The 12,322-nt window shown below is 45.0% G+C and carries 13 protein-coding genes; 9 read left to right on the top strand and 4 right to left on the bottom strand.

Features of this window, described 5'->3' with window-relative positions; all coding sequences use genetic code 11:
* Nucleotides 1-352 (bottom strand): NAD(P)/FAD-dependent oxidoreductase (locus Nant_RS08640; RefSeq protein WP_202904981.1); only part of this gene is annotated, 352 nt, incomplete at its 3' end.
* 258 nt (nt 353-610) lie between these two features.
* On the opposite strand from Nant_RS08640, the gene Nant_RS08645 reads away from it, so the two are divergent.
* Entirely contained in the window at nt 611-1,360 is a 750-nt protein-coding gene (locus Nant_RS08645) for an electron transfer flavoprotein subunit beta/FixA family protein (protein WP_054341247.1), read from the top strand.
* Entirely contained in the window at nt 1,360-2,289 is a 930-nt protein-coding gene (locus Nant_RS08650) for an electron transfer flavoprotein subunit alpha/FixB family protein (protein ID WP_054341248.1), read from the top strand. Before Nant_RS08645 ends, Nant_RS08650 begins: the two co-directional genes overlap by 1 nt.
* A 317-nt stretch (nt 2,290-2,606) precedes the next feature.
* Here Nant_RS08650 and Nant_RS08655 read toward each other — a convergent pair whose 3' ends face one another.
* The gene (locus Nant_RS08655) at nt 2,607-2,882 is read right to left on the bottom strand and encodes a hypothetical protein (RefSeq protein WP_054341249.1); all 276 of its coding nucleotides are present in this window, start codon (nt 2,880-2,882) and stop codon (nt 2,607-2,609) included.
* 243 nt (nt 2,883-3,125) lie between these two features.
* On the opposite strand from Nant_RS08655, the gene Nant_RS08660 reads away from it, so the two are divergent.
* A complete protein-coding gene (locus Nant_RS08660; RefSeq protein WP_054341250.1) occupies nt 3,126-3,740 on the top strand; it encodes a flavin reductase family protein in 615 nt (204 codons plus the stop codon).
* Between the two features lie 185 nt (nt 3,741-3,925).
* Here Nant_RS08660 and Nant_RS08665 read toward each other — a convergent pair whose 3' ends face one another.
* Nucleotides 3,926-5,056 carry a GNAT family N-acetyltransferase gene (locus tag Nant_RS08665; protein WP_054341251.1) on the bottom strand — a complete coding sequence of 377 codons (1,131 nt, stop codon included), beginning with the start codon at nt 5,054-5,056 and terminating at the stop codon, nt 3,926-3,928.
* A 101-nt stretch (nt 5,057-5,157) separates the two neighbouring features.
* On the opposite strand from Nant_RS08665, the gene Nant_RS08670 reads away from it, so the two are divergent.
* The 5 genes from Nant_RS08670 (at nt 5,158) to Nant_RS08690 (ending at nt 9,664) form a co-directional block, all read left to right on the top strand.
* Nucleotides 5,158-5,607: an HIT family protein gene (locus Nant_RS08670; RefSeq protein ID WP_054341252.1), complete on the top strand. Its 450-nt coding sequence runs from the start codon at nt 5,158-5,160 to the stop codon at nt 5,605-5,607.
* A 128-nt stretch (nt 5,608-5,735) separates the two neighbouring features.
* Nucleotides 5,736-7,499, top strand: coding sequence for an aspartate--tRNA ligase (aspS, locus tag Nant_RS08675; protein WP_054341253.1), 1,764 nt, complete (start codon nt 5,736-5,738; stop codon nt 7,497-7,499).
* Between the two features lie 105 nt (nt 7,500-7,604).
* A complete protein-coding gene (locus Nant_RS08680) occupies nt 7,605-8,345 on the top strand; it encodes a YebC/PmpR family DNA-binding transcriptional regulator (RefSeq protein WP_054341254.1) in 741 nt (246 codons plus the stop codon).
* Nucleotides 8,346-8,487: 142 nt separating this feature from the next.
* On the top strand, nt 8,488-9,003 hold the full coding sequence (gene ruvC / locus Nant_RS08685) for a crossover junction endodeoxyribonuclease RuvC (protein ID WP_054341255.1): 516 nt from the start codon (nt 8,488-8,490) through the stop codon (nt 9,001-9,003).
* 1 nt (nt 9,004) lies between these two features.
* Complete coding sequence (locus Nant_RS08690) at nt 9,005-9,664, top strand: trimeric intracellular cation channel family protein (protein WP_054341256.1); 660 nt, start codon at nt 9,005-9,007, stop codon at nt 9,662-9,664.
* Nucleotides 9,665-9,718: 54 nt separating this feature from the next.
* Here Nant_RS08690 and Nant_RS08695 read toward each other — a convergent pair whose 3' ends face one another.
* On the bottom strand, nt 9,719-10,669 hold the full coding sequence (locus tag Nant_RS08695; protein ID WP_054341257.1) for a LysR family transcriptional regulator: 951 nt from the start codon (nt 10,667-10,669) through the stop codon (nt 9,719-9,721).
* 219 nt (nt 10,670-10,888) lie between these two features.
* On the opposite strand from Nant_RS08695, the gene Nant_RS08700 reads away from it, so the two are divergent.
* Entirely contained in the window at nt 10,889-12,304 is a 1,416-nt protein-coding gene (locus Nant_RS08700; protein WP_054341353.1) for an acetyl-CoA carboxylase biotin carboxylase subunit, read from the top strand.
* Nucleotides 12,305-12,322 lie beyond the last annotated feature (18 nt).

The raw sequence follows: 12,322 nt of genomic DNA on the forward strand, positions 1-12,322 counted from the left end.
AGCGGCTCAGGTTAGCCACGCTGACAATATAGTTGCCGTGGTTATGCATGGTTTTAGGAATAAACGCATTCGGCAGCTTAGTGGCTTTTTCACTGTTCTTTAACAGGTAAAGCTCATCGTCGGTGACCGGTGTATCCAGCGGCGCACCGCGCTCTTTCCAGTCAGGAAACAGCTCATCCAGGGCACGCGATTCCACCACGGCGCCGGAAAGAATATGCGCGCCCACTTCTGAGCCTTTCTCTACAACACACACGGTCAGTTCTTGTTCTTGCTCGTTTGCCATCTGCATCAGGCGACAGGCAGCGGAGAATCCTGCTGGGCCTGCCCCTACGATAACAACATCAAATTCCATCGATTCGCGTTCCACGGCTTTTCTCTCCTTAAATCACTTAACTGTATCCGGTTTTGAGATAGATACCGTCTTTTTTATTAAGCATTATTATAAGTAAAAACCCGTATGTATTTGAACCTATTTTTATCAGATTTAGACCTTAGGTTAATCTGAATAGGTTGAATAGTTAGAAAAGATGAGTAATATACGGGTAATTACTTATTCATTTGCGATTTTTTGCAGGTGTTTCTCTATTTCGAATAAGAAAAGGTAGACGCAATGAAAGTTCTGGTGACTGTCAAGCGTGTCATCGACTACAACGTCAAAGTGCGTGTGAAGTCGGATAACAGCGATGTTGATCTAAACAATGTCAAAATGGCAATGAATCCTTTTTGTGAAATTGCTGTAGAAGAAGCTGTTCGCTTGAAAGAAGCCGGGGTGGCTACTGAGGTAGTGGTCGTTTCTTTAGGTAGTAAATCCTGTCAGGAACAGTTGCGTACCGCGTTGGCATTAGGTGCTGATCGCGCTATTCATATCGAGTCAGATGAGGTGCTTGAGTCATTGACGGTGGCTAAGTTACTGCAAAAAGTGGTTGCTGATGAACAGCCAGGGCTGATCATCATGGGTAAGCAGGCTATCGATACGGATAACAATCAGACAGGGCAAATGCTGGCTGCGTTGACCGGTTATCCTCAGGGCACATTTGCATCTAAAGTTACCATTGAGGGTGATAATGTACAGGTTATCCGCGAAGTAGACGGTGGATTACAAACTGTATCACTGACTTTGCCTGCCATCGTTACCACTGACTTGCGTCTTAACGAGCCGCGGTATGCGTCATTGCCAAATATCATGAAGGCTAAGAGAAAACCATTAGAGGTAAAAACACCAGCAGATCTCGGAGTGGAGGTTAAAGCACATACACGTGTTGTTAAAGTGACGCCTCCGGCAGAGCGCAAAGCAGGTATAAAGGTGGCTTGTGTAGAAGAGCTGGTCGATAAACTGAAGAATGAAGCGAAGGTGATCTAATGGCTATTTTGGTTATTGCTGAGCATGATAACAGCACCTTAAAAGCGGCAACGTTAAATGCGGTGACTGCGGCGACTCAGATGGGAAGTGATGTACATGTGTTGGTTGCTGGCGCTGGGTGCTTAGCTGTCGCAGAGCAAGCCGCTAACGTACAGGGTGTCTCTCAGGTTTTATTAGCGGATGATGCAACCTATGAGCATCAGCTAGCAGAGAATATCTCTTTGTTGATAGCTGAATTGGGTAAGGATTATAGCCATATTGTTGTTCCTGCGACCACATCGGGTAAAAACTTTATGCCGCGGGTCGCCGCGTTACTGGATGTTGCTCAGATATCCGAAATAGTGCGTGTCGACAGTGCTGATACTTTTGACCGGCCTATTTATGCAGGTAATGCTATTGCAACCGTGCAATCTTTGGATGCAATCAAAGTGATTACTGTTCGCACCACAGGTTTTGATGCAGCTAGTGCTGAAGGTGGAAACGCGTCAATTCAGTCGGTTAGCGTATCACATAATGCGGGTACTTCAGCGTATGTCGGTGCCCAAATAGTCAAATCTGATCGTCCCGAACTAACCTCTGCCCGTGTTGTTATCTCCGGCGGACGAGGTATGGGTAATGGTGAAAATTTCGCGTTGATTGAAAAAGTAGCTGATAAGTTAGGTGCTGCCGTAGGTGCGTCTCGCGCCGCCGTTGATGCCGGCTTTGTGCCAAACGATATGCAGGTAGGGCAGACAGGTAAGATTGTTGCGCCTGATCTTTATATTGCCGTCGGAATATCGGGTGCCATTCAGCATTTAGCGGGTATGAAAGATTCTAAAGTTATTGTCGCGATCAATAAGGATGAAGAAGCCCCTATTTTTCAAGTAGCTGATTATGGCTTGGTCGCTGATTTATTTGACGTAGTTCCGAAACTAGAACAACTACTTTGAGTTAGTATTTAAAATCACTCTGATTTCACTGAAGTTGAATATTCAGGGTTTGATGTCTAATGCGAAGTATCTGGTTTTTAATATGAAGTATCTGGTTTTTAATATCCAGTGTTGACTGTTTAAGTTGACTATCTAAGTTTCACTCTGGTTAATGCCTGACATGGCCTTACCTTTTGGTGCGCGACAGCGCACCTTTTTTCTTTTTTTGCTTGTGCCCGGTTCGTCCGGGTTTTTTTATGTTCAATTCACTATTAGTCATAATACGGCTGGTCGTCATGCAGGCGACCAGCTTTATATTATCGTGTAGTAAATCTCGATTAGGCTGCGTCTGTTGCAGACCTTTCCGGGTGGGTAGCAATGAAGTGCTCTAAAACTCGTCTCAGAACAATTGCATGTTTTTCATTACCTGTGCGCTCTGCGTGTGATATATCATCCAGAATAATCTTTTTAATTTTCTGGTCTCCATTATGGCAACACAAATACTGACCAACTGCCAGCGCAATCATCGGATCTACGTGCTCATGTTCAGCAATTGCAGATACTTCGTCCTGAGTGAGATCGCACATGTCTAAGCATTCTTCATAAGTTAACATAGGGTATCCTCCATTATGAATTAGCAGGTAGCGGGCTTAATATAAAAGCTCACGCACCAATATTAAGATCAATATAAGTATATGGCAGTTCTCTTGAGGTAATCCATATGGAGCATTTGAATTTTTTTCAGGGGAATTTATATTCTATGTCTATAAACTCATGCTGCAATCATATGTGATTATTCTTTATTATATATAATCTATTGATTTTACTATGTTATAAAAATATTACAGGAGTACTAAGTGTTATTAGATTTAGACTTAATAAGTAGGAACGCGGTATACCATACATTGACCCAAGTCATAATACCCAGACCAGTAGCGTGGGTGTTAAGTGAACATCAGAATGGGCAGTATAATTTAGCGCCATTTTCGTATTTTTCGGCTGTCTGTAGTGATCCTCCGATTATGATGATATCGGTCGGAAAAAAACCGGACGGTTCTGAAAAAGACACGTATCGAAATATTATTGAGCGTGAACAATTTATTATTCATATTGCAGGCTCAGAGCTTGCTGAATCAGTAACAAAAAGCTCTGCTGTATTAGATGCCGGAGTCTCTGAAATAGAGTTGTGTGATCTGCATACGACGCCGGTTGAAGGCTTTCCTCTTCCTCGTATTATCGGCCCTAAAATTGCTATGTCATGCCGTTTCTACGAAGAAAAGCAGATAGGATCAAGCGGGCAGCACCTGTTGTTTGGGCAGGTTGAAAAAGTATGGCTGGATGATGGAATTGTCAGTATAGATGAAAATGGACGAATAAAAGTAAATGCTTCTATAGTCGATCCTTTGGGGCGGTTAGGTGGTAATGAATACACAACCTTTGGTGAAATATTGGATATTTCCAGGCCTGATTAAGAGGTGATAATAGAAAAGTGGTGTTTACCTTTATCCTGCATTCTAACTTCATAGCATTAAATGTTAGTTATAGCCCTTAAATGATGATGCGTTGCTTAATAAGCCTGCTATGTTTTTACTGCAGTTTCATGCTTGAGATGAGTCGGTGCGATAGGGCACAGTCTCATCTGGCATGAAAGTTGGTATTATTTCTTAAAAGGTAAGCCCTCAGATAATTCGGACATTTGCGTTCTGACCAGCTTACTTTCTTCCTGAACGAACTGATCTATCGCCCGCAGAAAACCCGGTTCTGCTATATAGTGCGACGACCAGGTTTCAATTGGTTCAAAGCCGCGTTGAATCTTATGTTCCCCCTGGGCGCCCGGATCAAAGTGCTGTAGGCTATGTTGAATGCAATAGTCGATTCCAGTATAGAAACAGGTTTCAAAATGTAAGCTGTCAAATTCTTCGAGGCATCCCCAGTAGCGGCCATATAATGTTTTTTCATCTTTAAAGCAGAGAGCTGTCGCTACAAATTCTGACTTATATTCTGCAGCAAACAAAACCAGTTGTTCTGGCATGGTTTTAATCAGACGCTCGAAGAAATCCTGATTGAGATAGCCTTGCCTGCCTCGTTTTGCGTACGTTAGTTGATAGCAGTGATAGAAGGTATTGAGTAGAGATTCGTTAATTTCTGCACCTTCAAAGCGATGGATAGTGACATTTTGTTCAGCAACCTTGCGCCGTTCACGTTTAACAGTTTTTCTTTTGCGAGAAGTGAAACTTTCCAGAAAATGATCAAAATTCTGATAGTCTCTATTAAACCAGTGGTATTGAGAACCTAGCCGGCTAAGGAAACCTGCGTTTTCAAGAAGCGTATGTTGGTTATTATCCAGAAACAGGCCGTGCCATGAAGAGAGGTGCTTTTCATGGCATAGTTGTTTGAATATCTGAGCCAATACCGGAAGTATCTCTTCAAGAGGAACGTTGGAAGCAATTTTTGGACCGGATACGGGCGAAAAAGGGATGGCTGTCAGCAACTTAGGATAGTAACTTACACCATGGCGCTGGTAAGCATCGGCCCATGCCCAATCAAACACATACTCGCCATATGAATGTTGTTTCAGGTACATAGGAACCAGAGCAATGCAGGTATCGTCTTTATATAAGCGCAGGTGCTGTGGTTGCCAGCCGGTAGCCGTGGATACAGCGCCGCTGGTTTCCAGTGACTCAAGAAATTCATAGCGTATAAAGGGGTTTGATGTCCCGGCTACTGCATTCCAGGCGTCTTTCCCAATGTGAGAAATACTCTCAGATAGATCAAATCGATAAGTCATGTCATATACTGTTATTTATAGAGGTTGCTTTCAATGTATTTGGCTAACTAAAATCAGGTATACATTTCAGATGTGTACGTTTTAGGCTTAAGGAGATGACAATGGACGAATTAGAGTTGGAATTTGAGCTTGATACCCGTTTGGCTAATGATTGCATTGTACTGGGAGACTTTCCACTCAGTCGACTTTTATTAATGAATGATGCGCAATACCCTTGGTTTATTTTAGTACCACGACGCGCAGGTGCTACCGAAATTTACCATCTCTCGTGTGAAGATCAGCATCAGTTAATGGATGAGTCTTCAGAACTGGCCGAAACAATGGCCGATAGTTTTTCAGCGCAAAAAATGAATATTGCTAATCTTGGTAATATGGTTCCTCAGTTGCATATACACCACATTGCCAGACGAGAAGGTGATCCTGCATGGCCAGGCCCTGTTTGGGGTAAGCACCCCACGATTCCTTATACAAAAGAGAAGATTGATCAGATCCGTTCGCGTATAGAATCGATGCTTACGGGCGAGGTGTCCTTTATCGTCGATAAAAAATAGACGCCTGTAGTCACTGTAACGCTGCGCTAAATCAGGTATAATTTTCGGCTTTGTGTAGACAGAATTTTGGTGATGCTGTCAGACAGCATCCGGTAATAGATAGCAGTAATTGATAGGAATAGTAAAGTATGCGCAGCCATTATTGCGGCGATCTGAGAAAAGAACAAATTGGCGAAGAAATCACGTTGATGGGGTGGGTGCATCGCCGCCGTGACCACGGTGGAGTTATCTTTCTTGATGTCCGTGATCGTCAAGGTATCGCTCAGGTCGTGTTTGATCCTGAACGGGAAGAAAGTTTTGCTGTAGCCAACAGTGTTCGTAGTGAATACGTGATTGAAATTAAAGGCTTGGTGCGTCATCGCCCTGAAGGTACGGTCAATAGTGACATGCCTACGGGTGACATTGAAGTGGTCGGCCTAGAATTGACCATTCTCAATAAAGCTGAGACGCCTCCTTTCCCGCTGGATGATCATCAGAAAGTCGGTGAAGATGTGCGTTTACGCAATCGTTTCATCGATTTACGCCGTCCTGAAATGCAGGAAAAACTGCGTTTTCGTTCTAAAGTGACATCTGAAATCCGCAGCTATCTTGATGGCAATGGATTTTTAGATATTGAAACACCTATTTTGACACGTGCTACGCCAGAAGGCGCGCGTGACTACTTGGTGCCTAGCCGTACGCATGAAGGATCTTTTTTTGCGTTGCCGCAATCACCGCAGCTATTTAAACAGCTGCTGATGGTCTCTGGTTTTGACCGTTACTATCAGGTTGCAAAATGTTTCCGTGATGAAGATTTGCGTGCTGATCGCCAACCAGAATTTACCCAGATAGACATTGAAACTTCATTCATGAATGAAGTTGAAATTATGGATATCGCTGAAACCATGATTCGCAAGCTATTCAGCGAATTAATGGGTGTAGAGCTGGGCAAGTTTCCGCAGATGCCTTATTCAGAAGCGATGAAGCGTTTTGGTTCAGATAAGCCGGATCTGCGTATTCCTATGGAGTTGGTAGACGTAGCTGATTTGTTAGCTAACATTGAATTTAAGGTGTTTGCAGGTCCTGCAAATGACCCTAAAGGTCGTGTTGCTGCACTTAACGTACCGGGTGGTGCTTCATTAACGCGTAAGCAGATTGATGAATATACTAAGTTTGTTGGCATCTACGGTGCTAAAGGCTTGGCATACATCAAGGTTAACGACGTTGCCAAAGGTGCAGAAGGTCTGCAATCACCTATCGTTAAATTCCTTGGCGAAGAAGTAGCGATGCAAATCGTTGCGCGTCTGGAAGCTAAAGATGGAGACCTGATCTTCTTTGGTGCGGACTCTGAAAAAATCGTCAGCGAAGCGATTGGTGCTCTACGTATTAAAGTGGGCCAGGATCTGAACATGCTGGTGTGTGAATGGGCTCCGTTATGGGTCGTTGATTTCCCCATGTTTGAAGCCAACAGTGATGGTAGCTTATCAGCGCTGCATCATCCGTTTACCGCGCCAAGCTGCACTCCGGAAGAGTTAGAGTCAGATCCGACAACTGCTTTGTCTCGCGCTTACGATATGGTTCTGAACGGTACTGAGCTGGGTGGAGGTTCTATTCGTATTCATGCTCAGGACATGCAACGTTCAGTTTTCCGTATTCTGGGTATCGGTGATGAAGAAGCAGAAGAGAAATTTGGCTTCCTGTTGAACGCATTGAAGTATGGTGCGCCACCGCATGGTGGTCTGGCGTTTGGCCTTGATCGTCTGATCATGCTGATGACCGGTACTGATTCGATTCGCGAAGTGATTGCCTTCCCTAAAACACAGAGTGCTGCTTGTCTATTGACGAATGCACCCGGTGAAGTCAGTGCTGCGCAGTTGCGTGAGCTGAACATCAAGCTTCGCAGAACACCCTGATTAATCAGGGTTAACTGACGCGCTGAATGAAGCCTGCCATCACGATAAGTGGTAGCAGGCTTTATGCTTATATAGATCTATCGGTTTTGACAGTGAGGTATCCCCATGGCAGGTCACTCTAAATTTGCTAACATTAAACACCGTAAAGCAGCGCAGGATGCAAAGCGAGGCAAGGTCTTCACTAAACTGATTCGCGAGTTGGTAGTGGCAGCAAAAGAAGGCGGCGGCAACTCCGATGATAACCCCAGGCTGCGGGCTGCTGTCGATAAAGCGCTTGGCTCCAATATGAAAAAAGACACCGTCGAAAAAGCGATCCAGCGCGGTGTTGGTGGTGCGGAAGGCGATAACTACGATGAGCTGACATACGAGGGCTACGGTTCCGGTGGTGTTGCCATTCTGGTTGAAACAATGACGGATAATGTCAACCGAACCGTCTCTCAGGTACGTGCTGCTTTTTCTAAAGCGGGGGGGAACCTGGGTACTAGCGGCTCTGTTGCGTACCTGTTTGAAAAGAAAGGCCAGCTTGTGTTTGAAGCGGGTGCGGATGAAGATGCGATCATGGAAGCGGCATTGGAGTTAAGTGCTGAAGATGTGGTGACTAACGATGACGGTTCGATCGACGTGTTTACAACCCCGGCTGAGTTTCTTGATGTTAAAGAAGGTTTGATCGCGGCGGGTCTTGAACCTGTTCATGCAGAAGTATCAATGATTCCTGCGACCACCGCTGAATTAGATGTGGAAGGTGGGCGTAAAATTCTGCGTTTACTGGATGTATTGGAAGATCTGGATGATGTACAAAACGTATATCATAATGCAGAGATTCCGGAAGAATCTATGCAAGATTAGCATTGCTTGCTATTTTTGATAAAAAGCCGAAGCGCTGAATAACACAGTGTTTCGGCTTTTTTGATGGTGGGCATCGAAAATCAACCCAGATAAAAGCATAAAGCCGCGCAGTGTTTCGTTGGGTAATAATGAAGGTTAGCAGATGATAATTTTGGGAATTGATCCAGGGTCGCGTATTACCGGCTATGGTTTGATAAATGTAGTAGGTGCCCGAAATGAATATATAGCCAGTGGCTGTATTCGGATTAAAGGTGACGAGTTACCTGAGCGTCTTAATCAGGTGTTCGCGGGCGTGACTGAAGTGATTCGGATGTTTTCGCCGCAAGAGATGGCTATTGAGCAGGTCTTTATGTCACGTAATGCCGATTCTGCACTGAAGCTAGGCCAGGCGCGGGGGGTCGCCATTGTCGCGGGAACACAGCAGGAGTTGCCGGTGTTTGAGTATGCGGCGCGGACCATAAAGCAAGCGGTTGTCGGTAAAGGTTCCGCTGATAAGGTGCAAGTGCAGCACATGGTAGCGCAGATACTAAAATTGCCGGGTTTGCCGCAGGCTGATGCGGCGGATGCCTTGGCGATTGCGTTGTGCCATGCACATACGCGGATTGGTATGATAAAAATGGCGGGAGCCACAGGGCGTCGTCAGGGGCGTTGGAGATAACATGGATTACGCAACATTAATATTTGCCGCTGAGTTGATCGGCGTTTCTGTTTTTGCTATTACCGGAGCACTGGCTGCACAGGGTAAACGCATGGATATACTGGGTGTCGTGGTATTAGGTATCGTCACTGCACTCGGAGGCGGAAGCATTCGTGATATTACGTTAAACGCCTATCCGATTGGCTGGGTAATTAACAATACCTATCTTTGGACGGCTATCATCTCTGCGGTTGTTGCGTTTATTGTATGCCGGTATTTTTTATACCCGCGAAGAACCATGCTGGTGTTAGATGCGGCGGGTTTATCACTGTTCGCTATATTGGGAGCAGAGAAAGCGATGTCGCTGGGTGTCGGTTCGGTCATTGTTGTGATGATGGCCTGTATTACCGGGTGTGCCGGCGGTATGATTCGGGATATTCTTGTCCGGGAACGTCCCTTGATTTTGCATAAAGAGGGCGAGCTTTATGCCACCTGCGCTATTTTAGGCGCTATTTTTTATGTTGTTTTTTATGATTTGATTGAAGACAGATTACTCGCTATTTCATCCATGCTGCTCATATTCATGACCCGCCTAATGGCTATATTTGGTAATCTTTGTTTGCCTGAATTCATTGTTGCCGGTCATAAATTGGAATCGCCAGAGGAAGCAAGGGACAGATAGAATAGCCATCATTCAAGCCCGCTAACTACCGAAGCTAACTATCTAAGTTGAGTATCAGATCTTATAAAGGTTTTCAAAGTGCTCTTTGATGCTGGGTATATTCAGCTCAATATAGGATAGAAATGCTTCGGCGGCAGGTGAGAGGTGTTTATTGCGAGGGTAAACAGTGTTCCATGAACGCCTTAATGGAAATCCATCCATCGACAGTTGATGCAAAATCCCTTTTTCGAGTTCAAGCTGTACGCTAAGTCGAGGCATAACAGCCACGCCTAGTCCGGCGAGAACGCCATGTTTAACGGCAGCGTTTGAGCCTAATTCCATAAGTGGATTAATTGAAATCTTTTGCTCACTGCAAAATGCCTCCACAGCATGACGGGTACCCGATCCCGGCTCTCTTACCAGCATAGGTAACAAGAAAAAGTCCTCATGTTTGACTATTGGCTGGCCTGCTAAAACATGTCCGGCGTGTACCACTGGAATCAGTTCATTATCAAGAAAAGGCATAACAGACAGTAAACGATCTTCAGGTACCATTCCCATAATGACCAGATCATTTAGGTTTTCATCGAGTATAGCGATTGCTTTAGAACGATTTACGACGGTGAGTTTTACCCGCACGCGTGGATATTGCCTCAGAAAACCGACCAATAAATGAGGCACAACATACTGCGCCGTACTCACAGCGGCCAGATCAAGTATTCCTGATACAGAGCCTGTCATTTCCGATAACGTTGACTGCATATCCTCCAGATCGGCAAACATCGACTTCACAAACCCGGCTACTTGTTCGCCAGCAGAAGTGACGTAGAGTTTTTTCCCTATATATTCAAACAGCGGTTGTTCCAGCACTTGCTCAAGGTGCCTTATTTGAGAGCTTACTGCTGGTTGTGTTAATCCAAGTTTTTCAGCGGCTTTGCTGTAGCCTCTTAGTTGATAAACTGTAATAAAAACTTGTAATTGTCTAAAAGACAAACGATTAAGTAGTTGCGAGAATGAGTAGGCCACTGTTGATCCTTATGAAGTCAGACACCGTTTGCTTATCAACTATAAGTTTTACCTTATAGCGAGGTAAGAAAATATCAATTTTATATTCGAAGCACTTCTGTAGTATTTTTTAAGAACTCATTTATACATCTCCGCTCTACAGTGGGGGTGCACTCTGTATTAACGGAGGTAACTATGATTACGGAAAATATGATTACGGAAAATATCTCTACTAACAATGTGTTCAAGAAAATACTAATCGCCAACCGTGGCGAGATTGCTTTGAGGATCGTACGTTGTTGTGCGGAAATGGATATTCGTTCGGTTGCTGTTTATACCGAACCCGATCGTTATGGGCTCCACGTAAAGCGCGCGGATGAAGCGCATTTTATAGGAGATGATCCATTAGCCGGTTATCTGGATGCGCGCCGCCTCGTTAACCTTGCTGCTGAAACCGGCTGCGATGCTATTCATCCTGGCTATGGATTTTTATCAGAAAATGCTGAGTTCTCGCGTATTTGTAACGCACGCGGAATTGCGTTTATCGGTCCATCAGGCGATGTGATCTCGCGTATGGGTGATAAAACCGAAGCACGTGCCGCCATGATTGCGGCGGGTATTCCCGTGACGCCGGGTTCAAATGGCAACCTGGTTGATATCAACGAAGCGCTGACCGTTGCTGAATCACTCGGCTATCCCGTTATGCTTAAAGCTACCTCTGGTGGCGGCGGGCGAGGTATTCGTCGTTGTGATACGCCCCAGGAGTTACAGCAGCAATATCCGCGTGTTATATCCGAGGCGACCAAAGCGTTTGGTTCGGCTGAAGTCTTTCTTGAAAAATGTATTGTCGATCCGAAACATATAGAAGTGCAGATACTGGCAGATAAGCACGGTAACGCGATTCATCTGTTTGAGCGTGATTGCTCTATTCAGCGGCGTAATCAGAAATTGATAGAAATTGCGCCCAGTCCACAACTGAGTGATGCGCAACGCGAATATATCGGTGATTTAGCGGTGCGCGCTGCGAAAGCCGTTAATTATGAAAACGCAGGCACGGTGGAGTTTTTGCTAACCGGCGAAGATTTCTACTTTATGGAGATGAATACGCGTGTACAGGTAGAGCATACCATCACTGAGGCGATTACCGGCGTTGATATTGTACGTGAGCAGATTAGGATTGCGGCAGGTTTAACATTGCGTTATGAGCAGTCAGAGATTCGTTATCGCGGTTATGCGTTACAATTTCGTATCAATGCTGAAGATCCGAAAAACAATTTTTTGCCGAGTTTCGGTAAGATTTCACGCTATTACGCGCCAGGTGGCCCTGGTGTACGTACCGATACGGCGATTTATACCGGTTATACGATTCCACCGTATTTTGACTCAATGTGCTTGAAGCTGATTGTGTGGGCGATGGATTGGGAAGATGTGCTGGATAGGGGTTCGCGTGCGCTCGAAGATATGCGTTTGCAGGGCGTGAAAACCACCGCAAGTTATTATCAGGAGATTTTGCACTGTCCGGAGTTTCGTAGTGGCCAGTTTAATACCAGCTTTGTGCCAAACCATCCGGAGCTGCTGAATTACTCAGAAAAACGCCATCCTAACGATATTGCATTGGCGATTGCCACTGCTATTGCTGCGCATGCCGGTCTGTAAGCAGACCTGATTGGAGAT

Source organism: Neptunomonas antarctica, from assembly GCF_001305295.1.
GTDB classification, from domain to species: Bacteria; Pseudomonadota; Gammaproteobacteria; order Pseudomonadales; family Balneatricaceae; genus Neptunomonas; species Neptunomonas antarctica.